At 75.5% G+C, this 20,900-nt stretch carries 20 protein-coding genes; 1 reads left to right on the top strand and 19 read right to left on the bottom strand.

All coding sequences use genetic code 11. From position 1 onward, the window contains the following. Nucleotides 1-79: 79 nt before the first annotated feature. The 18 genes from AB0C21_RS34630 to AB0C21_RS34545 all read right to left on the bottom strand — a co-directional run bounded on the left by AB0C21_RS34630 (nt 80) and on the right by AB0C21_RS34545 (nt 18,935). Entirely contained in the window at nt 80-685 is a 606-nt protein-coding gene (locus tag AB0C21_RS34630; protein WP_500210015.1) for a V-type ATP synthase subunit D, read from the bottom strand. Then, nucleotides 682-2,175 carry a V-type ATP synthase subunit B gene (locus AB0C21_RS34625; protein WP_500210013.1) on the bottom strand — a complete coding sequence of 498 codons (1,494 nt, stop codon included), beginning with the start codon at nt 2,173-2,175 and terminating at the stop codon, nt 682-684. The genes AB0C21_RS34630 and AB0C21_RS34625 overlap by 4 nt, the downstream gene beginning before the upstream one ends. Then, entirely contained in the window at nt 2,172-3,680 is a 1,509-nt protein-coding gene (locus tag AB0C21_RS34620) for a V-type ATP synthase subunit A (RefSeq protein ID WP_500210011.1), read from the bottom strand. Before AB0C21_RS34620 ends, AB0C21_RS34625 begins: the two co-directional genes overlap by 4 nt. Then, nucleotides 3,665-4,189, bottom strand: a complete 525-nt coding sequence (locus AB0C21_RS34615; RefSeq protein WP_500210009.1) for a hypothetical protein — start codon at nt 4,187-4,189, stop codon at nt 3,665-3,667. The genes AB0C21_RS34620 and AB0C21_RS34615 overlap by 16 nt, the downstream gene beginning before the upstream one ends. Then, nucleotides 4,186-4,440: a hypothetical protein gene (locus tag AB0C21_RS34610; RefSeq protein ID WP_500210007.1), complete on the bottom strand. Its 255-nt coding sequence runs from the start codon at nt 4,438-4,440 to the stop codon at nt 4,186-4,188. Before AB0C21_RS34610 ends, AB0C21_RS34615 begins: the two co-directional genes overlap by 4 nt. Then, the gene (locus AB0C21_RS34605; protein WP_149264590.1) at nt 4,437-4,688 is read right to left on the bottom strand and encodes an ATP synthase subunit C; all 252 of its coding nucleotides are present in this window, start codon (nt 4,686-4,688) and stop codon (nt 4,437-4,439) included. The genes AB0C21_RS34610 and AB0C21_RS34605 overlap by 4 nt, the downstream gene beginning before the upstream one ends. Next, a complete protein-coding gene (locus tag AB0C21_RS34600; RefSeq protein ID WP_500210005.1) occupies nt 4,673-6,094 on the bottom strand; it encodes a V-type ATPase 116kDa subunit family protein in 1,422 nt (473 codons plus the stop codon). Before AB0C21_RS34600 ends, AB0C21_RS34605 begins: the two co-directional genes overlap by 16 nt. Beyond that, nucleotides 6,081-7,004, bottom strand: coding sequence for a hypothetical protein (locus AB0C21_RS34595; RefSeq protein WP_500210003.1), 924 nt, complete (start codon nt 7,002-7,004; stop codon nt 6,081-6,083). The genes AB0C21_RS34600 and AB0C21_RS34595 overlap by 14 nt, the downstream gene beginning before the upstream one ends. Continuing rightward, nucleotides 7,001-7,435: a hypothetical protein gene (locus AB0C21_RS34590; RefSeq protein WP_500210001.1), complete on the bottom strand. Its 435-nt coding sequence runs from the start codon at nt 7,433-7,435 to the stop codon at nt 7,001-7,003. The genes AB0C21_RS34595 and AB0C21_RS34590 overlap by 4 nt, the downstream gene beginning before the upstream one ends. A gap of 172 nt (nt 7,436-7,607) precedes the next feature. Next, on the bottom strand, nt 7,608-8,279 hold the full coding sequence (locus AB0C21_RS34585; protein ID WP_500209999.1) for a sigma-70 family RNA polymerase sigma factor: 672 nt from the start codon (nt 8,277-8,279) through the stop codon (nt 7,608-7,610). 249 nt (nt 8,280-8,528) lie between these two features. After that, nucleotides 8,529-9,782, bottom strand: a complete 1,254-nt coding sequence (locus tag AB0C21_RS34580; protein ID WP_500209997.1) for a helix-turn-helix domain-containing protein — start codon at nt 9,780-9,782, stop codon at nt 8,529-8,531. Nucleotides 9,783-10,393: 611 nt separating this feature from the next. Further along, nucleotides 10,394-12,673: a LuxR C-terminal-related transcriptional regulator gene (locus tag AB0C21_RS34575; RefSeq protein WP_500209995.1), complete on the bottom strand. Its 2,280-nt coding sequence runs from the start codon at nt 12,671-12,673 to the stop codon at nt 10,394-10,396. A gap of 358 nt (nt 12,674-13,031) precedes the next feature. After that, complete coding sequence (locus tag AB0C21_RS34570; RefSeq protein ID WP_500209993.1) at nt 13,032-13,754, bottom strand: alpha/beta fold hydrolase; 723 nt, start codon at nt 13,752-13,754, stop codon at nt 13,032-13,034. Then, on the bottom strand, nt 13,751-14,713 hold the full coding sequence (locus tag AB0C21_RS34565; protein WP_500209992.1) for an alpha/beta hydrolase: 963 nt from the start codon (nt 14,711-14,713) through the stop codon (nt 13,751-13,753). Before AB0C21_RS34565 ends, AB0C21_RS34570 begins: the two co-directional genes overlap by 4 nt. Further along, the gene (locus AB0C21_RS34560) at nt 14,710-16,548 is read right to left on the bottom strand and encodes a ferritin-like domain-containing protein (RefSeq protein ID WP_500209990.1); all 1,839 of its coding nucleotides are present in this window, start codon (nt 16,546-16,548) and stop codon (nt 14,710-14,712) included. Before AB0C21_RS34560 ends, AB0C21_RS34565 begins: the two co-directional genes overlap by 4 nt. Further along, a complete protein-coding gene (locus tag AB0C21_RS34555) occupies nt 16,545-17,582 on the bottom strand; it encodes a class I SAM-dependent methyltransferase (protein ID WP_500209988.1) in 1,038 nt (345 codons plus the stop codon). Before AB0C21_RS34555 ends, AB0C21_RS34560 begins: the two co-directional genes overlap by 4 nt. A 114-nt stretch (nt 17,583-17,696) precedes the next feature. Continuing rightward, nucleotides 17,697-18,134: a cupin domain-containing protein gene (locus AB0C21_RS34550; protein ID WP_500209986.1), complete on the bottom strand. Its 438-nt coding sequence runs from the start codon at nt 18,132-18,134 to the stop codon at nt 17,697-17,699. A 42-nt stretch (nt 18,135-18,176) separates the two neighbouring features. Next, nucleotides 18,177-18,935: an SDR family oxidoreductase gene (locus AB0C21_RS34545; RefSeq protein WP_500209984.1), complete on the bottom strand. Its 759-nt coding sequence runs from the start codon at nt 18,933-18,935 to the stop codon at nt 18,177-18,179. Nucleotides 18,936-19,180: 245 nt separating this feature from the next. On the opposite strand from AB0C21_RS34545, the gene AB0C21_RS34540 reads away from it, so the two are divergent. Continuing rightward, complete coding sequence (locus AB0C21_RS34540; protein ID WP_500209983.1) at nt 19,181-20,410, top strand: low temperature requirement protein A; 1,230 nt, start codon at nt 19,181-19,183, stop codon at nt 20,408-20,410. Here AB0C21_RS34540 and AB0C21_RS34535 read toward each other — a convergent pair. Next, entirely contained in the window at nt 20,325-20,819 is a 495-nt protein-coding gene (locus AB0C21_RS34535; RefSeq protein ID WP_500209981.1) for an STAS domain-containing protein, read from the bottom strand. The genes AB0C21_RS34540 and AB0C21_RS34535 overlap by 86 nt on opposite strands. Between the last annotated feature and the right edge of the window lie 81 nt (nt 20,820-20,900).

Below are 20,900 nucleotides of genomic sequence, written 5' to 3'. Positions count from 1 at the left end.
CCACCAATTCGGCGAGGCCGACCATGTAGAGGACGACCGGGATTGCGAAGAGGCGCGATCGGGCATGCGTCCGCCGTGCTCAGGACCGGTCGTCGTGGACCGTGAGCAGGCGCAGGCGGGCGCCGTCCTCGCGTTCGCGCTCCTCCAGGGCGACCTCGATCTGTTCCAGTGCGGAGCGCAGCCGGGGAAGGCGGCGGCGTTCGACCGCGCGGATGCGCTGCCGCGTGGCGGCGGCCTCGGCGTCGACGGCGGCCGCGGCGGCCGTCGCGGCGGCGTGGGCGCAGGCGGCTTCGAGCGCGGCCCGGCAGGCCCGGCGCGCCGGGGCCAGGGCGACGCCGGACGGCGACGGCGCGGGCCCGACGGGCGCCTCGAAGCGGATGCGCCGGGGATAGGCCACGCCCATGAGGGAGGTGTGCTCCACGGTCAGGTCGGCGGGCTCTCCGGTCGTGGCCAGGGGCAGCACGCGGCGTCCGCCCAGCAGGGCGGCGCGCGCCAGCAGCCGGTCGGCCTCCCGGCAGCGGCGCTCCCATTCCGCGCCGGTTCCCTCGGCGAGCCGGTGGAGCCCGGCCTGCTCGTCCCGCAGGATGGCGAGCTTGCGTTCCAGCAGGTCGAGGGCGGCTTCGGCGGCCGCGATGCGCTGCCGGAGCCAGAGCCGCCCCGCGCGCCCCCGCGGGCCGGTGTTCACCGCTCCCGCCCGAGGTGGTCGTCGATCATCTCGCGCGGCAGCATCGTGAGTTCGCGGCGCGGCAGTGCGGCGAGCGCCTGCCACGCCCTGTCCAGCGTCCGGTCGAGCGCGCGGGCCTCCGTCCTGCCCTGGGAGATGAGGGTCTCGCGGCAGGCGCGCTCGAAGTCGAGGTAGTGGCGGTCGGTGTCGCTGAGGGCGCCCGCTCCGATGAGCTCGCCGAGCTCGCGGGCGCGGCGGGCCCCGGCGAGGGCGGCCGTCGTCTGCGCGGCGACGTCGAGGTGGTCGGCGCGTGTGCGGCCGGGTCCGGCGGCCTTGCGCATGAGCCGTGACAGCGACTCCAGCGCGTCGACGGGCGGGTACACGCCGAGCGCGTGCAGTTCCTCGGACAGGACGATCTGGCCCTCGGTGATGTAGCCCGTCAGGTCGGGCACGGGGTGCGTGATGTCGCCGCCGGGCATCGTCAGGACGGGGACGAGCGTGACCGATCCGGGGCGTCCGCGGACGCGCCCGCACCGCTCGTAGAGGGAGGCCAGGTCGCTGTAGAGGTAGCCGGGGTAGGCGCGGCGCGCGGGGATCTCGCCGCGCGCGGCGGACACCTCGCGCAGGGCCTCGCAGTAGGACGTCATGTCGCCCATGACGACCAGGACGTGCCGTCCCTCCGCGAAGGCGAGGTGCTCGGCCACGGTCAGCGCGATGCGGGGGGTGAGGGTCCGCTCGATCACGGGGGCGTCGGCGAGGTTGAGCAGCAGCACCAGCTCGCCGGAGGCGGAGCGGCCCTCCAGCGTCTCCCGGACGGCGGCGGCGTCGGCGTGGGTCAGGCCCATCGCGGCGAAGACGACGCAGAAGGGCTCGTCGCCCGCCGACGCCTGCGCGGCGATCTGGGCCGCCAGCTCCAGGTGCGGGAGCCCGGCCCGGGAGAAGATCGGCAGCTTCTGGCCCCGGGCCGGCATGGTGAGGGCGTCGATGGCGGAGATCCCGGTCAGCACCGGCTCGGCGGGCGGTTCGCGGTGCACGGGGTTCAGGGGGACGCCGACCACCGGGGCGTCGGCGCCGCCGAGCACCGGCGGGCCGCCGTCGAGCGGCTGCCCCATACCGTCGCAGACGCGTCCGAGCCAGGCCGTTCCGACCGGGACGCGCAGCGGCGCGCCGCTGAAGGTGACGCGCATGCCCTCCGTGCGCAGTCCGCCGGTGCCCTCCAGCACCTGCACGAGCACGCGGTCGCGCGCGGTGTCCAGCACGAGCCCGTGGCGGTCGGCGTCCGAGCCCCTCTCGTCCGAGGCGTCGCCGCCTGCGCGTTCGGTCTCCGCACGGTCGTCTTCTGGGAGGTTGTCGTCCGGGCCGACCTGGATGTCGGCGAACTCGTCCCATCCGACGCTCCCGGCGCCCGTCACGACCACGAGCGGTCCCCGGACCCGCGCGATCCCGGTGTAGGAGGGCCTCGGCCAGCCGCCGCGCCCCGCCGCCTGCCGCGGGTCGGCGTCCCCGGTCACGGCAGGCCGTCCAGCCTGCTCAGAATCGTGTCGCGGCGCTCGCGGACGTCCGCCGCGGTCCGGGCGTCCTCGCGGGCCCGCACGAGAGGCGAGTAGTCCAGGTCCTCGATCGCGGAGGCGGCGACTCCTCGGCCGGCCAGGTCCTGGCACCGGTCCACCACGGCGAGGACGGCATCGGTGAGCGCGGCGGTGCGCTCGGGCGTGCAGGACGCGTCGTTCGGGCTGAGGGCGCTCTGCTGCAGGACGCCTTCCCGCAGCAGGCGCCCTGCCACGAGCGTCACGCGTTCGGCGGCCGGCAGCGTCGCGGTGCCGACGAGTTCGGCGAGGGCGGTCAGGCGGTCGGCCTCGGCCAGCAGGCCCGCCGTGCGCGCGCGCCGGTGCGCCCACTCCGGGTCTCCGGCGGCGGCGTGGCTGCGCGCCAGGACCGGGACGTCCCGGGCGAAGGACCCCGACCAGGAGACCGCCGGGTAGTGCCGCGAGTAGGCCAGGTCCTTGTCCAGGCTCCAGCGCGCCCGCACGAACCGTTCGGTGTAGGCGGTGACGGGCTCGGTCATGTCGCCGCCCGGCGGGGACACCGCACCGATGACGGTGACCGAGCCCTCGGCGCCGTCCCGCGTCCGTACCCGTCCGGCGCGCTCGTAGAAGGCGGCGAGCGCGGACGGCAGCGCGGCCGGATAGCCCTCCTCGCCGGGCAGCTCGCCCGCGCGGGAGGCGAACTCGCGCAGCGCCTCCGCCCACCGCGAGGTCGAGTCGGCGATGACGACGGCGTCCCTGCCCTGGTCGCGGAAGTACTCGGCCACGGTGACGCCGCTGTGCACGCCCGCCTCGCGGGCCATCATCGGCATGTTGGAGGTGTTGGCGATGACGACGGTGCGGTCGGCGAGCCTGCCGCCCGTCCGGGGGTCGTCCAGCTCCGCGAGTTCCTCGAGCACGTCGGCCATCTCGTTCCCGCGCTCGCCGCACCCGACGTAGACGATCACGTCGGCGTCGCACCACTTGGCGACCTGCTGGAGCAGCATCGTCTTGCCCGTCCCGAAGCCGCCGGGAACGGCGACGGTCCCGCCGAACGGCACGGGGAAGAGCAGGTCGATGACGCGCTGCCCGGTGTGCAGCGGCGTGTCGGCGTCGAGCCGCTCGGCATAGGGGCGGGGCCGCCGGACCGGCCAGTACTCGGTCCGGCGCGCGTCCGCCTGCGCGGCGCGGGTGGACGGGTCGAGCCAGACCCCCGCATCGCTCAGCGGGCGCAGCAGCCCGTCGAAGACGCCGCCGAGCAGGTGCGGGCCCAGCGGCGCGGACAGGGCGCGGCCGGTCGTGGCGGCGGGCGCGCCGGGCGCGAGCCCGCCGGTGTACTCGTAGGCCTGGACGGTGGCCGCGTCGCCCTCCAGCGCGACGATCTCGCCGGGGAGGCGGGCCGGGCCGAGCTCGACCACGTCGTTCATCGCCGTGCCGCGCATGCCGGACGTCTCCACGAGGGGGCCGTTGACGCGGGTCACCTCGGCGCCCACAGCTCCGCCACCTCCGTCCCGAGAGCCGCCACCGCCCGGTCGGTGAGGGCGCGGGCGGACAGGTCCACCTCCGCGCCGGGACCGCGGGCGACCAGGCCGCCGCCGCTCACCCGCCCGACGAGCGCGCCGGACCCGAGCAGCCCGCGGGCCCTCGCCGTCAGCGCCCGCTCGTTCGCCGGGGCGTCCGGGCCGTCGAACAGGGCCCGGACCTCGCCGTCGATCCGGCGGCGCAGCTCCTCGTAGGCCTCCCTGCGCGCCCGCAGGACGATCGCGCGCGAGGCCGCGCGCGCCCGGGAGCGCTCCGCCGCGGCGGCGAGTGCCCCGTCGGCGCGTCCCGCCGCCCGCGCGTCGTCCAGGATCCGGGCCGCCTCCGCGCGGGCCCGGCCCACGATCGCGGCGGCGTCGCGTTCGGCGCCGGCGACCAGGCGGGCGGCCTCGGCGCGGGCGCCGTCCGCCAAGGCCGCGCGCACCGGAGCGAGCGCGTTCTCGATGTGACGGTCACCGGTCACGGCGGCATCACCACGGTCAGGACCCCTGGACGCCGGCGGCGCGCGTCCTCCAGGACTTCGGCGGCGGCGGGCGTCAGCACCACGACGGCCACCGCGTCGTCCAGCGCCTCCCAGGCGCACCGTACCTCCCCGGCGCCGTCCGCCGGGCTGACCAGCGCCCCGGCGAGACCGTAGCCCTCCACTCGGGCGCGCTCCCCCAGCACGGCGACACGGCCGGCGGCGCTTCCTCCGGTGCCGTTCGCGGAGCTCATGCCTTCCCGATCAGGATGATGCCGATGATCAACCCGTAGATGGCGATGCCCTCGGCGAGCCCGACGATGACCATCGCGCGCCCGAACAGCTCGGGGCGCTCGCTCAGCGCGGCGAGCGCCGCGGCGCCGGTGTAGGCGACCGCGACGCCGGCGGCGATCGAGGCCCCGGCGACCGCTATCCCGGCGCCCACGTACGGGGCCCAGTTCGCGGCCGCCACCTGCCCGGCCGCCATCACGCCTGTGGACATGCGGCGTCCACCTCCTCTGCCGTCATGCGGATGTGCCAGGGCCGGAACGGCCGGCCCTGCGCGTTGAAGAGCCGGGAGAACAGCTCGTAGTACTCCAGCCGGAGCGCCTGCACGCCCGCGACGAGCGCCTCCAGGGCGAACGTCACCGCCGTCCCCAGAACGAAGAGGACCACGGCGAGGACCGGCATGACGCCGCCATGGCGCCACAGCGCGGCGGTACGCGTCCAGACGACCGCGGCCAGCGCCGCGTGCGTCAGCCCGAACGCGGCCAGCCGCGCGAACGACACCACGTTGGCGCCCAGCCGCACGACCAGGTCGAACAGCTCCACGACGGCTTCGACCGCGCCCGTGCCGCCGCCGCCCGCCCGCGCGAGGAAGCCGGTGAAGGCCAGCACCAGGCCGAGGACCGCGAGGCCGCCACCGGCGACCGTCACGATGGGGCGGTGGAAATAGAAGCCCGCCGCGAGAGCGCCCAGCCCGAGGAGCACTGAAGCGCCGGATATGCCGGAGGGCTCGTACAGCGCCGCGGACCAGCCGCCCTCCCTCCACCGGTTGACGATGCCCAGCGCGTAGGCGCCGGCCAGCAGCGCCGTCCCGAGGCCGACCGCGAACACCATCAGCTCGACCGGGCTGTCGAGCGGCGAGAGCCACAGCCGGGGGACGACGCCGGTCGGCCCGAAGAACTCCCCGTACAGGACCCCGAACGCCGTGGCGGCGGCACCGGCGCCCAGCACGAACGGCCACGCCCGCCGCCAACGCGCCGGCGGGCGCGGCCACCCGGCCGCCAGGGCCGCGGCGGCCGCCACCAGCATCAGCCCGTGGCCCGCGTCGCCGAACATGATCCCGAACATCAGGACGTAGGCCGCCGACGCGAGCGGGGTCGGATCGAGGTCGGCGTACGGGACGGGGCCGTAGGTCGCCACCAGCGGCACGAGGGACCCGCGCAGGCTGTCCCGGCGGTCCTCCCCCGCCAGCAGGGTCGGCGCCTCCACGCCGCGCGGGTGCGGCAGCCGCACCAGGGCGGCGCCGACCTCGGCGAGCCGGGCGGCCAGCGCCGCGTGGGCCGCGCGGGGCATCCATCCGACGACCGCGGCCACCTGCCCCTTCCGGACCGCGGCGTCGGCGCGCTCCCGCACCTGCGCCTCGCCTTCGACCAGGTCCGGGCGGTTGCGCTCGGCCAGCCGGCGCGGATCGGGCGCGAACGGGAGGACCGCCGGTTCCAGACCTCCCGCCCCTGGCAGGGGCCGCGCGGCGCCGCCCGGTCGGCCGTGGGGGCGCGGACCGGGCTCGGGCTCGACCACCCCGGCGTCCGCCACCCGCGCCAAGGCGTCGCGCAGCGACCCGGCGGGGGCCACGACCGCGACGCGCGCCATCCGCACCGGCCACAGGCTCTCAGGCCACCTCATCGTAGGCCTCCACCGATCCCCCGCCGAGCGCCGCCGCCTCCAGCGCGGCGCGGACCCGACGGACGTCGGCGGCCAGCACGGCCACCGCCCCGACCACGGGCTCCATGCCGAACGCGGAGCCGCGCAGCATCGCCTCGCCGTCCCGCTCCAGCCGCCGCCAGCATCGGGTCTCGGCCCGCCAGAGGTCCGCCGCGTCGTCGACGCCCTCAAGAGGCCAGCGGGCGTTCCGGCCCAGGCGGTCGGCCATGGCGGGCAGGGTGGGCGCCTCCAGCGCCGCCCGGCCGAGCAGCCGCGCCGCCCGTCCGGAGGCGTTCTCGGGGAGTTCCCGGCCGTCGCCGAACCGCTCGCCGGCGACGAGCACGGCCGCCGCCCCCGCCGCCCAGGCGCCGGCGCGCGCCCCGAGGCCGGAGACGCGCGAGGCCCACGACAGCCTGAGGAACAGCCGGACGTCGTACGGGTCGGCCGACCCGGGATCGCCCCACGGCGAGGCGGCGAGGCGTTCGCGCACCGCCCCCGCGTCCGGCGCGTCCGCCAGGAGCGGCCACGCGGTGGCGAGCGCCCCGAGCGCGTACGGCTCCTCGGCGGGCCGGTCCTCCAGGCGCTGGAGCAGGCCGTCGACGTTCGCGACCTCGAACCATCCGGCCATGGCCCGCATGGCGGTCACGGCCCGGGGCGGCAGCCAGCCCGCCAGGACGCGCAGTTGCCAGAGCAGCGAGCCGGCGACCGCGTGCTGCGCCGCGCCGAGCCCCGGCGCCGCCGGAAGCCGCCTCCCGTAGGGCGTCGCGGCCAGGCCCGCCAGCGCCTCGGCCAGAGAGCCCGCCTGCGCGAGCGCTCTGCCCCGGCCCGGGCCGAGCACGTTCCGCGCGAGCGCCCGGGCGCGGACCTGGCCGGCGACGAAGCCCGCGGTCATGGCGCCGCCCTCGTCTCGTCCAGGAGGCCGCCGACGAACCCCATGGCGCGGGCCACCAGGCCGTCCAGCCGGGTCGCCGCGGCCTCCCGGACCCGTCGGGCCTCGTCCTCCGCGGCGGCCCGCAGCGCCTCTCCCTCCTCCTCGGCGGCCCGCAGCGCCTCGGCCGCGGCCGACGCCCGGACGCCGGCGGCCGCGGCGCGCGCCCGCTCCACCAGGCCGGCCGCCTCCTCGCGGGCCGCCTCGGTGAGGCCCCGCGCCCGGTCGTGCGCCGCCGCGACGACGCGCCTCCGGTCCTCCTCGGCTTCCGCCAACCGGGCGAAGACCGGTTCCAGCTCGTCCTCCACGGGCCGGCGCTCCGCCGGGGCGGCCGCCGCCGGGCCCGGCGCTCCCGCCGGACGGAACCGCTGCAGAAGGTCCTGGAGTGCCGGCACCCGCGCCTCCCCCTGGACTCGTCTGCTCGGTCTCCCCGCCGGCCTCGAACGCGCCGCACGCCGCCGCGGCCGGAGGACTCGCTCCGCAGCACGAAGATCCCCGTCCGGCGGCGACACAAACAGCAACCAGAGGATCACACTCGGCGATCGACGCCTGGGCGTCCCCTGGCGATCACGCCGCCCGGCCGCCGACGCGGTCGTCCGCCGGGGAGCCGACGACGTCCTCGGCGAGGAGGTTCTCCAGTGCCGCCATGCGGCCCCTCTGGGCGGCGTCGAGGAAGACCGCCAGGAAGCGCCGGTAGTCGTCGACGTCGATCGGCTCCCGCCGGGCGCTGCTCAGGTGCCTGCGCGCTCGGCTCACCAACTGGCGGACGTTGACCGGGCTGACCTGGATGATCTCCGCGATCCGCTCGTAGGGGTAGACGAAGGCCTCGCGCAGGACGTAGGCCGCCCGCTGGGCCGGGGTGAGCCTCTCCAGCAGCACCAGCAGGGCGCGTTCGAGCGCCTCGCCGCGCTCGGCCCCGACGGCGGGATCGTTGCCGGGGTCGACCGGCTCGGGCAGCAGGGAGCCCAGGGAGGTCACGCTGCGGACCCGCGCGGACCGCGCGGTGTTGATGGACAGCCGGGTCGTGATCAAGGCCAGGAACGCCGGCGGGTTGACGATCGCCGCGCGGTCGGAGCCCTGCCAGCGCAGCCAGGTCTCCTGGACGATGTCCTCGGCCTCAGCCGGGTCGGCGAGCACCCGGTAGGCGATGCCGAAGAGGCGCGGACGCACCTCGGTGAACGTCTCGGCGGCCTGGTCGAGGGAGTCCGCCCGGCCTCGTTCCTCAAGAGCAATGCTCATTCCAACCTCACGACGATGGTGTCCGATTCCGCCTGTCAAGCCGTTCTCCGAGTGGCCGTATCCGTGGGTTGCGCTCCTCATGCACTCACCATCTCGTCTGGGGGTCCAATGGGGCATGACACAAATGCATGAGATCGCGTAGACGCAGGTAAGAGCATGAGCAGGAGTTGTCACAGCAGAATTTCAAGGCAGCACCGAAAGGCTGGAACCGCACCGCTGATGCGGTTCCAGCCTTCCTTTCAAGAATGGTCAGCCCGCGTCGCGCTCCAGGTAGGCGCGCGCCAATTCCACGCGGGAGTTCACGCCGAGTTTGCGGAACGTGTGCATGACGTGAGTGCCGACCGTGGCGGGCGACAGGAAGAGCCGTTCGGCGGCCTGGCGGTTGGTCGCCCCCGTCGCCACGAGCGCGGCGACCCGGCGCTCGGCGGGCGTGAGCGCGTCCCATCCCTGCACTCGGCCCGCCTCGGATGCCGCCGCGGGCACCGCCTCCGGCGCCGTCCCGCCGAGAGCGCCCAGGACGAGGTCGTGCCGGAACGTGAGGGGGTCCGTAGGACGGACGAGACCGGCGTCGACGGCTTCCTGGAGGGCCGCCACGACCTCGGCGAGGGTGCGCCCGGCGAGGTCGGCGAGCCGGCGGGCCTCCAGGTCGCGGCCGAGCGACGACGCGAGCCGGATCAGGGCCTGGGCGGGCGGGGACAGGTGGCCCAGCAGGCGTTCCGCGGAGCCGTAGGCGGGGACCGGGGAACGCCGGCCGGTCAGGTGCGCGACCGCGCCCGTCCGGGTCACGGCGCCCTCGCGGAGGAGTCCGCGGACGGTCCCGGTCACCAGCTCCGGCAAACCCTCGGCCTGCCGGAGCAGGTCGAGGACATCGCGGCCCGGTTCGGCGCGGAGCAGGTCCCGGGCGATCTCGGCGACCGCGTCCTCCGGCAGCCGGTCGAGACGCATCGTGCGGGCGCCCGCGTCGGCGAGCCTTGCGAGCGTCGCCCGCACGTCGGCGCCGGGGGAACCGGTGCGGACGGCGAGCAGCCAGCGGATCGGGAGGGAGCGGAGCCGGGCCGGCAGGATGCGCAGCGCCAGGAGCGTCCCGGCGTCGCACCACTGAAGGTCGTCGATCACGACGAGGAGCGGCCCGTCCAGCGCCGCCTGCCGCAACCGGTCCTGAAGCGTCCGGACCAGCCAGAAGCGGTGCTCGGGCGACTCGGCCAGCGTCCGGAGGTCGGCCGCGCCGGGAAGGGCGGGACCATCGGAGGCCAGCGCCCCCAGCAGCGCGCTGAACGGGACGCTCTGCCGGCCCCGCTCCCCCGTCCCCCTGAGAACGCGGATCGCGAGGTGCTCCGCAAAGGTCCGGGCCTCCTCCGCGAGCCGGCTCTTACCGGCTCCCGGGTGTCCCTCGACCAGCAGGACTCCTCCGCGTCCGTCGCGCGACCGCGAGATCCATCCGGCCAGTTCGGCGGCCTCGGCTTCGCGACCCCGCAGCGGCCCCGTCTCGTGCTCGACCGCCATGGCTCCTCCGTTCGACCATCCCGGCGGCACCCCACCACCGGCACGATCAACTGTGGCCGGGAGCGCCCCGCGGTCGCATCGGGGAGAGTCCCCTGCCCGAACCCCTGGGGCACCCCCGGGGCACCCGGGGGTGCCCCAGGGAGTGCGCGCGGACCACACCCGGGAGCCATGACCCCGGAGCCCGGGCCGCCACCCAGCACCAAGAAGCGCCCAGACAGGGCGATCACCAAAGAACTAGCGCTGACCAGCGCGAACGCCTCGGGGAGCCGCCTCGAACAAAGCCTGTTCGCACGACTGCCCCACTCCCCGAGTCGGCGCGCGGCCTCCTGCTACCGGGGCCACGGCCCCAACCGGTGACCCCGGGGGTTGCGGCGAACGCGGCCCTAGGCGTGGCGGACATAGAGGTCGCCAAGGCGCTCATCGCCCGGGTTGCGCGTCCGCGCCGTCTACCGCTGCGGCGCGGCGGGAGTGCGTTGCGGCTGCATCATGCCGACGCAAGGTCTCGAGCGGGTCGACCCGGTAGTTGCGACCGGCGACCGGCGAGCAGGGGGAGCACCGCGTGCCTGTACGCGAGCGTCGTCGGGCAGCGGCTGTGCAAGTACCTCGTGCGATCAGGTCGACGAGGTCCTTTGGGGCGGCCTTGCGGGGGCGGGGCCGGCCGCCTCGTGCGACAGGACGAGGCGGGTGAGGTCGACACGGGAGCGGATGTCCCATTTGGCGAAGATGCTCCGCAGGTGGGTGTTCACCGTGTGACGCGACAGGAACAGCTGCTCGGCGACCTGGCGGTTGGTCGCGCCCTGCGCCACCAGCCGGGCCACGCGCGCCTCCGCCGCGGTCAGGCCCCATCGGGCCTCGTCCTCGACCTCTCGGAGGCGCGGCGGACGGCGCACGCCGAGCAGGCGCAGCCGCCTCCGCACGCGGGCCGCGTCGCGGGCGGCGCCCGACTCCTCGTACAGGTCGAGTGCGGCGTCCAGGTAGTCCGGCGCGGCGGGGTCGCCGTCCGCGGCGAGGGCGCGTCCCGCGTCCTCGGCCGCCGAAGCGTGGACCAGCGGGCGTTCGGCGTCCTTGAGCAGTTTGACGGCGTGCTGAAGCAGGTCGGGGTCGTCGTCGACGATTCCGCGCGCCTGGAGGGCGAGGCCGCGCAGGAGGGGCCCTGCCGCGTCGAGCCCTGCCGCGTCGAGGCCGGCGGCGCGGTCCGCGGCGGCGGCCGCGAGGCCGGGCAGCCCGGCGGCCAGCGCGAGGCGCGCGAGCACGACATGGTCGGCCGGGTCGGGTGGAGCTCCGGGCGCCGGGCCCGCCGCGTCCGCCCCCGGCCAGGCGAGCACGACCAGCTCGGCGACGCGGGCGGTGTCACCGAGGGCGTCGGCTGCCAGCGCGGCCAGCCAGGCACCGGTGCACCGCACCGCCGGCACCTCGGCGGCCATCATCCGCGCGCCGTCGGCCGCGCAGCGGCGGAGGCCGTCCCGGTCCCCCAGGTGCACCGCCGCCCGGCCGAGCGCGTACCGGGCCGTGGCGTCGGCGAAGTCGCCCACCCCCGGGTCTCCCGCGGAGTCGAGGGCGGCGGCGGCCTCGGCGCGGGCGGCGGCGAGCCGGCCCGCGTCGAGCAGGACCCTCGCGCGGGTCATCGACCACGGAAGGGCCGCGGCCGCGTGCCCGAACCGCCGGGCCGCGCGCACGCCCTCATCGGCCTCCCGCAATGCCGCCCCGACCTGTCCCGACGCGGCGAGGAGCAGCGCGCGCCCGCAGGCCTCCGGGGTCCCGGGCACGAGTTCGGCCCGCGCCGGGGCGGCGGTGTCCGCCGCCCCGGCGCCCTGGGCGAGACGAACCTCCGCCGCCTGGCGCCTCAGGGAGCGGCGCAGCGCCGAAGGGAGGGCCTCGCAGAGCGCCTCCCGGACCAGGTCGTGCCGGAAGTCCAGGAGAGTGCCCGTTCGGGTGAGGAGTCCCGCGCCGACCGTCTCGTCCGCCACCGCTGCGGTCTCGCCGGTCGAGGCCCCCGTGAGCCCGGCCAGTTCGTCCGCGGTGAAGGCCCGGCCGAGTACCGAGGCCGCTTGCAGGCCGTGCCGGGCGGGCGGCGACAGCTGGTCGAGCCGGCGCCGGACGAGGTCGAGGAACCGGCGCGGGATCGTCTCGGCGGCCGTCGAGGCCACACCCGCCCGAACCGTGATGAGCCCCTCCTCCCGCATGCCGAGGAGCAGTTCGGCGACCAGTTGCGGTATGCCGTGCGCACGCCGCGCCACGCGCATCACGTCGTCGCCCGGCTCGGCTTGGAGCAGATCGGCCGCCAGTGCCCTCACATCGTGGTCGGCCAGCGGCCCGAGGACGATCCGGTAGTCCTCTCCGGGACGCCTCGGCAGTGAGAACGCCTCGTCCGCGCCGCCCGCCCCCGGACTCACTGCGAGCACCCAGAGGAGAGGGAGGCCCGCCAAGCTCACCCGCAACGCCGCCAGCGCCTCCAGGGTCACCGGATCGCACCACTGCACGTCGTCGAGGCAGACCGCCAGCGGCCCTTCAGCCGCGCTCCGCGCCAGCCTGTCCCGGACCTCCCGCAGCGTCCATGACCGCAGGTCGGCCGCGCCGACGGCGGAGAGCGCGAGAGGGTCCGGCAGCGGCTCCGGACCGGCGGACAGGGCCTCCAGCAGCGGACCGAAGGGGACCGGGAGGCCGCCGGCCACGCCGGCCCCGTGCAGGCAGGGCAGGCCCGCGGCGACGGCCAGGGCACGGGTCTCCGCGAGCAGCCGCGACCTCCCCGAACCCGCGGGCCCCTCGACCACGACCACCCCGCCCTCTCCTGCGGCCAGCGCGGCGAGCCGCTCCCCCAGCAGCCCCGCCTCGGCCTCGCGGCCGCGCAACGGAAGGTCGCCCCGCTTCGGCATCGTCCCCTCGACCGTCATGACTCCTCCGTTCGCACTGCCGCGAATGCGCCTCGCCGGCACCCCGCTGCCGGCAGGAGAGGCTGCCGACAAGAGAACTGTGGTCGGGCCCGTGTCGCGCTCGCATCGGGGACATGCCCTGGTGCGGGTCCCTGGTGGGGATCCATCCCCCGGGCCCGTGCCTGGTCGGGCCGCTCCCGGTACCGGGGCACGCATGTCACTCGCGGGTGCGGCCGGTCCGGGCGGAAGACGCCTCGATCAGGTCGCGATCACGCCGTCGGTGGTCCGGATCGGCCGTCGTCCCTCAGGTTCCTGCCCGTGGAGGCGTCGCGCGGTGCCGTGGACCGTCCGGCACCGCGCGGCGCGTCCGCGGCTCCGCTCACTCTCCGGCGTCGACGGCCTCGATGATGGAGGCGGCGACGGCGTCGGGCTGGGAGGCGGCGACGGCGTGCGAGGCGCCGGCGATCTCCCGGGTCCCCCGGGAGGAGGCGCGGTCGGCCATGAACCGGATCGCCTCGGCGGGGATGTTGCGGTCGCTCCCGCCGAAGACGAACCAGGACGGCTTGGTGCGCCAGGCCGGCTCCGCCGCGCCCAGCCCGTCGGTCAGGGCACGCTCGGTCACCGGGCGCTGGGTCGCCGCCATCAGCGCGGCCTCCCCCGCGTCCAGGTCGGCGCAGAACTGGCCGTGGTACTTCTCCTCGTCGATCCGGAACTCGTTGCCCCCGGACGCGACCGGATAGGCCACCAGCGCGTCGCCCAGGGTGCTGCCCGCGAACTTGCCCGACAGCTGCAGGGCGCTCTCACCGGTGTCGGGCGTGAAGGCGCCTACGTAGACCAGGGAGCGGACGGCCGGGACGCCGGCCGCCGCCTGGCTGATCACCATGCCGGCGTAGGAGTGGCCGACCAGGACGACCGGCCGGTCGAGGCCCAGGATCACGTCCCGGACGTAGGCGGCGTCGCCCGCCAGGTCGCGCAGCGGGTTCGCCGCGGCGACGGCGCGCAGCCCGCGGCCGTGCAGGCGTTCGATCACCCGGTTCCAGCTGGCCGACTCGGCGAAGGCCCCGTGGACGAGGACGACGACGGGATTCTCAGTGGTGCTCATGAGTCTTCCTTTCGGGGCTGCAGCGCGGCCTTGAGGGTCGCGATGGCCTGTGCGGTCGCTGCCCGTGCGGCGTTGGTGTCGCGGACGGGGTTGAGCATCATGAAGTCGTGGAGCGTGCCGTTGTAGCGGACGCTGGTGGTGGGCACGCCGGCCTGGGTGAGGCGGCGGGCGTAGGCCTCGCCCTCGTCGCGCAGCACGTCGTTCTCGTCCACGATCACGAAGGCGGGCGGGAGCCCGGCCAGGTCCTCCAGGGTGGCGCGCAGCGGCGAGGCGGTGATCTCGGCGCGCTCCTCCGGGCTGGTGGTGTAGGCGTCCCAGAACCACGCCATCGCCTTGGCGGTCAGGTGCGGGCCGTCGGCGAACTCGCGGTAGCTGCCGGTGTCCTGCGCGGCGTCGGTGACCGGGTAGTACAGCGACTGGTGCACGAAGGACACGTCGCCGCGGCGCTTGGCCAGGATGGCCAGCGCGGCCGCCATGTTCCCCCCGACCGAGTCCCCCGCCACCGCCATGCGGGAGGGGTCCAGGCCCTCGGCCGCGCCGTTGGCGCCGATCCACTGCGCGGCGGCGTACGCCTGCTCGATCGCGACCGGGTAGCGGGCCTCGGGCGAGCGGTCGTACTCCACGAACGCCACCGCGGCGCCCGCCCCGACGGCCAGTTCGCGCACCAGGCGGTCATGGGTGCCGGCGTTGCCCAGCACCCATCCGCCGCCGTGGACGTACAGCACGACCGGCAGCGCACCGGCCGCCCCGATCGGCCGCACCAGACGGACCCGCACGTCGCCCGCCGCGGCCGGCGCCATGATCCACTCCTCGTCCACCTCGGGCATCTCCACCGGCCCGGCCTGGACCTCGTCCAGGAGCCTCCGGGCGCCCTCCACACCCCGCTCGTACAGCAGCGGCGGCTTGGCGGCCGCCTCGCCGAACTCCTGCGCGGCCGGTTCCAAGATGTGCTCGCTCATCCTTGCCTCCCCTTCTCAGTGGTGCTCCCGTCATCGGCCGGTCGGGGCTCCGGGCCCGTCCCGTCCTCACGGAAGTCGATCTCTCGGTGGGTTCCGTCGCACAGCGGCTTGTTCGCGGAATGGCCGCAGCGGCACAGCGTCATCCGGTTGCGGGTCTCCAGCGGGAGCCCGTCCGCGCGCTCGACCGGGACGCCGCCGGTGACCCACAGCGCGCTGGCCAGGCCGTGCTCCTCCTCCAGGACCGAGACGGCCCGCGGGAGGTCCGGCTCGATGGACTCGCCGCCGCGCCGCAGGGCGTAGCTGTAGGACCCGGAGGGGCAGTGGTCGATCCGCCCCATGATGTCGGCGCGCACGTCGCTGTCCTCGGTGTCGGCGAGCATCGCGGCGATCGGCCTGGTGCGTCCGATGCAGAACGCGGCGTGGATGCACAGCTCGCCGACGCGCTGGGCCGAGATGCCGACCCCGTCGTGCACGTGCTGCAGCTCCTTGTACGGGCGGACGTCGGCCGTCTCGGTGCCGTCGAACCCGATCAGGGCGTGGGTCCCGTCGCAGAAGGGCTTCGCGCCCGACCGGCCGCAGCGGCACAGCGCGTAGGTGTCCTCGGTGGCGAGGGTCTCATCGGTCTGCCAGGTCAGCGCGTCGTCCTCGGCGGAGACGATCTTGCGCTTGCGCCTGAGCGGCACCCCGCCGTAGACGAGGTAGGGGCCGTCCGGGAGCACGACGATCCGCTGCCGGTCGTCGGTGCTCCAGCGCCGGCGCTCGGGCGGGACGTAGGTGAACGTGGGGCCGGCCCTCATGCCCTCCACGTCGGGCATCCGCATGAGGGCCTGCGCCTGCGCCCTGAGCCCGTACATGGTGCCGGTGGCCACCGCGAGCAGCCTCGGGCTGCCGTTGAACGCCTGCTCCAGCAGGTGCAGGACGGCGCAGTAGGTGTGGTCGAACTCCTCCTGGGCCGTGCGGATCGCGCTGCCCGGAGCGTGGTCGGCGAGTCGCGGGTCGCGCCTCATCGGCAGGACGCCCGCGGGGTCCACGGCGATCGCCTCGCCGGTGGGCCCGGACCGCGGGGTGTCGCCCCGCCGGTAGCGCCGCCCGGCTCTGAGCTCCTGGAAGCGGTAGTAGTGGGCGACCTCGTCCCGCTCGGGGTGGTGGACGTCCCGGTCGCCGTCCCAGACCTCGCCGCGGGACGACCCCTCCCCCTCCTCGACGATCTCCCGCAGCGCGGTCAGCGCCGAGGCCAGGTCGCCGACCGCGACCAGCCGGCCGGCGGTGTGCCGGAAATGCCCGGCGTGGACCTGGCGGGCCGGGTCCCCGGTGAAGACCTCCCGCTCGCCGAGCCGGTCGCACAGGTGGCGCAGCCCGTCCTCGACCGCGTCGTAGAACTGCCCGATCGTCTCGTAGGCGTCGCCCTCCGGCGGGGCCCCGGGCGGCGCCGGCCGTTCGAGCCTCAGGAACATGTCGAGCGCCTCTGGACCGAACGGAAGCAGCGACAGCTCCAGCGAGGGGTCCGCGTGGGGCAGCCGCCGGGGGTGCGGCGGCAGCATCCGCGGCATGTCCAGCCGCGGGCGGCCGCCGACGGCGTTGAGCAGGTTCGCGGCCAGCGCCAGGTGGAGCATCTCCTCGACGAAGACGCCGGCCACCACCTCGGCGGCCTCGGGGTTGCGCTCGGCGTCGAGCGAATAGAGCGCGCACAGGTACGGCGGAAGGGTCGCGTGCTCCAGCTCGATCGCCCACTGCAGATGCTCACGCAGCTCGTCGAGCGTGGCGATCCTCGCGGACCCGGCGGGCGCCGCGCGATGCCGCCCCTGCGGGGGACGGTTCATGGTGTCTCGGTTCATGGCGTCTCGTCCCGGAGGTCGTCGGTCTCCAGCTCCTCGGCCGCGCCGAGCAGGTTGCGGAGCCCGAGTTGTTCGCGGCCCGCGTCGGCCGGGTCGAACAGCCACTCCGAGACCGGCAGGGCCGCGACCTGCTCGGCGTCGCTCGACGCCACCAGGTCCAGCTCGGCGCGGACCTCCGCCTCGAACTCGATCTCGAACTCGTTGTCACCGGTCGGACCGTTCATGGCTCCTCCACGCGTGGCCGGGGCGGACGGCGCCCCGAGCGGACGTCCGTCCGCATGGATCAGTTGCATCGAGATCTGTCCGGTGGCGAACAGACGGGTGAGGCTCCGGCTCTGGCGGACCGCCAGCGCGTGCGCGCGGTCGGCCCCGTGCTCGGCGGCGACCAGCGCGGCGGCCCGTTCGGCGCGGCGCGTCCACGACAGCGGCGCGCCGCCGGGCCGGTCGATCCGCTCGATCACGTCGAAGCCGGCGCCGGCGAGCAGTTCGTCGAGCTCCCGGCAGGTGGGGAACAGGTTGCCCTCCGGGGCCGGGAAGTCCTGCGAGTCCCAGGCGTCCAGCGGATCCCGGGCCACGACGGCCAGGAGCCCCAGAGGCGCCCCGGGCCGCAAAACCCTGTGGATCTCCCGGAGCACGGCGGCCTTGTCCTGGACGGTGTCCAGCACCCCCAGGCACCAGGCGGCGTCGACGGACCCGCCGCGGAGCGGGATCCGGCCGCCGTCCGCCGTGACGACCGGCAGTCCGAACAGCCGGGCGGCGGCCCGGCAGGCGGCCGGCATCGGATCCAGCAGGATCGGCCGGACCCCGAACCTCTCGGCCGCCCAGGCCGCCGGACCGCCGGCGCCCGCGCCCACGTCCAGCAGCCTGGTCCCGGCCCCCAGCTCGCACGCCTCCGCCAGCCAGGCCAGCCCGGCCGGGTCCGCGCTGCCGCGGCAGGCCGCCGGGATCGCGTACCCCTCGCCGAGGTGCTCGACGGCGTCGGCGGTCCATCCGGCGACGTCGCCGAACTCCGCGGCCATGGCCGATGCGATCATCGTGAACTCCCCCCGTCCGGTCGCCCGCACCGGCGTTCGCGCCGGGCCCACCGGGTCTTCGTGCGGTTGTCTGCCGTGCGGTTGTCTGCCGTGCGGTTGTCAGCCGTGCGGTCGTCAGGAACGCCTGGGCGCTCGCAGGTGCACGCGCCGGGCGAGTTCCGCCTCGTCGACCAGGGTCAGCATCGGATCCCCCGGTGCGCAGAGCATCGTGACGACGAATCGGAGCGGCAGGTCGTCGCGGTTGTTGCCGTCCTGGTAGTGGACGACGTCGCCGCCCGGCTCCCAGAACGCCTCGCCCGCGGGTACGGGCCGCTCCGGCTCCCCCTCGATCTCCAGAAGCATCTCCCCCTCGAGTACGTACCCGAAGGCGGGACCGGAGTGCCGGTGGGGCGGCGCGCCGGGGTCCCCGGGCGGGTACTCGACGATCACGGTCATCGCGTGCGCGCCGGCGGGGACGAAGGGCGGCGCGGCCTCCTGGACCATCGTGAGCGCCGTCTGCCACGCGTTGGAGCGCGCCTTCGGCTCCCTGGCGGCCTGCTCGGTGCCTGACATGAGGTGTCTCCTTGACTCGTGGGTGTGCGGCCGGGGCAGTTGTCACGCGGCGGCGTTGCCCGCCAGCCAGTCGGCGTACTTGATCTCGCCGAGGGTCGCGGGGCCTACCGGCACGAGGTCGTGCTCGCGCATCTCGGCCCCGAAGTAGTGCGCGTGCGGGTCGGTGACCACCTCGCGCGGGTCGCCCCAGGCCGCGAGGGCGCTGCGGAAGAACTCGTCCATGCGGAACCGCTCGGGGCCGGCGACCTCGGTCCGCCCGTTCAGCGGCGCGCCGGCCGCGGCCCTGCCGACCGCCTGGGCGACCTCGTCGCCCGCGATGGGCTGGAACAGCACCGGGGGCATCCGGACGGTGCCGCCGTCGGCGTCGGCGGCCCCGTCGGCGATCCTGCGGGCGAACTCGAAGAACTGCGTCGCGTGCACGATCGAGAACGGGATCCCGGAGTCCTCGATCTGCCTCTCCTGGGCGAGCTTCGCCCGGAAGTAGCCGACGTCGGGCCGCCGCTCGGTGCCCACGACCGACAGCGCGACGTGGTGCCCGACCCCCGCCTCCTTCTCCGCGGCCAGCAGGTTGCCGGTGGAGGTCCTGAAGAACGACAGCACCGCGGCGTCCTCGAAGGACGGGGAGTTGGACACGTCGACCACCACCGAGGCGCCGGTCAGCACCTCGGCGAGCCCCTTGCCGGTGAGCGTGTCGACACCGGTGTCGGGCGCGGCCGGCACCGCCTCGTGGCCGTGCTCGCCCAGCCTCGCCGCGACCTTCGACCCGATCAGGCCGGTACCACCGATGATCACGATCTTCATGCCGCCTCCTGGTGCTCGGGACCCCGGTTCCGCCCGGTCGGCAGCTAAGACAGGGCACCCGCCCGCCCTGTGACAGCTCGCGGGAGAAACCGGCGAAAGCGGCCGTGCGCGGCGTTCGCTGTCACAACCGGATGCACCGGCCTGTCTTAGCCGCAGGACGGGTCTGTGCCACCAGGACGGACCCACGGGAAGACGGGAGCGAACCTGTGCCGCCAGAAGGTGCCGGATGCCGGATCCGGGTCCGGATGACCGCGCGCGCCATCGACGAGCCGCACCGCGCCTCGAGCCAGCTCGAGCTGCTGTTCGACCTCACGTTCGTGGTGGCGGTGGCGGCCGTCACCGCCGAGTTCGCGCACGACATCGCCGGGGGGCGCGCCCTGGCCGGGCTCGTGCCGTTCCTCCAGGTCTTCTTCGCGGTGTGGTGGGCGTGGATGAACTTCACCTGGTTCGCCTCGTCGTACGACACCGACGACGTCCCCTACCGCCTGCTGACCATGGTTCAGATGGCCGGCGTCCTGGTCATCGCCGCGGCCGTGCCGGCCGCCGCCGACCACGCCGACTACCGCGCCGTCGCGGCCGGCTACCTGGTCATGCGGGCCGCCCTCGTCGGGCAGTGGCTGCGGGCCGGGGCCGAGGACCCGGCGGGCCGCCGCACCGCGCTGCGCTACGCCCTCGGCATCAGCGTCGCGCAGGCGGGCTGGCTGCTCTGGCTCGCCGCCTCGGCGGCGGGCGCCGTCCCCTCGGCGGCCCAGGTGCCGTGCTTCGCCGGCCTGGCCCTCCTGGAACTCGCTGTGCCGCGGTGGGCGGAGCGGACCGCCCCCACCGCCTGGCACCCGCACCACATCGCCGAGCGCTACGGGCTGTTCACGATCATCCTCTTCGGAGAGAGCGTCCTCGCCGCGTCCAACGGGCTCGGCGGGGCGCTCGAAGAGGCCGAGATCGGCGGGCCGCTCGTCGTCATCGCGGGGTCGGGCCTCGTCCTGCTGTTCTCCCTCTGGTGGCTCTACTTCCTCGCCCCGGCCGGCGACGCGCTCGACGACCGCCGGCACCTGTCCTACCTCTGGGGCTACGGCCACTACGGGATCTTCGCCGGCCTGGCGGCCCTCGGCGCCGGACTCGAGGTGGCCGTCGAGCAGACCGGACCCGAGATCGAGGCGTCGCCGCTAGCGATCTGCTACGCCGTGGCGATCCCGACCGCGCTGTTCGTCCTGATGCTCTGGATCGTCCACCGGCCCCTTCTGGCGGAGCCGGTCCTGCGTCCCGCCGTGGTGCTGTGCGGGACCGCCGCCGTCCTGCTCCTGCCGCCGGCGGCGCCGCGGACCGGAACCGTCGCGGTCGTCGCGGCGATCGCCGCCGTCTGCGTCCTGATGACCGGCACCACCCTGGTCCTCATCCGGAGGGGGACGTCGACCGGTCGCCCCGCCGGCCGCGTCCGGCACCGCCACCCGATCGGGCCCCGTCGCGAACGAGCATGAGCAGGCCGGGGATCTGGCTCCAGCCCACCAGGTCCATGAGCTTGGCCAGATGGGGGGCGACCGATCGCAGGACCAGCCGCCGGTCCTGGAGTCCCAGCCGGCACGCGGCGGCGGCCAGGGCCCTGAGCCCGGCGACGTCGATGAAGTCGAGCTTCTCCACGTCCACCCAGACGTCGCCGGACCCGCTTGCCAGGACGCTGGAAAGCGCGGCGGTGAAAGCGTCGAGCGTGGCCAGGTCGACCTCTCCGTCGACGACCAGGCGCGGCGGCTCGAAGGTGCCGTCCAGGCGCAGCAGCGCGCTGCGCACCCGCACCCCCGCGCTCGCGAAGCCCGGGCCGCTCCACGTCGGCGGGCGATCCCCGTGGCCGCTCATCCGGTCCGGCGAGCGCTCAATGGTCTGGCCGGTCATTGTCGTCTCCATGGTCATGCCCGGTGTCGCTTTGCCGTTTCCACTTTTCTCACCGTCTCCCATCAGGCACCGATTCCGTCG

The sequence above is a fragment of the Spirillospora sp. NPDC049024 genome (genome assembly GCF_040649235.1).
Classification (GTDB): domain Bacteria; phylum Actinomycetota; class Actinomycetes; order Streptosporangiales; family Streptosporangiaceae; genus Spirillospora.
This window is presented reverse-complemented; position numbering and strand designations above follow the sequence as displayed.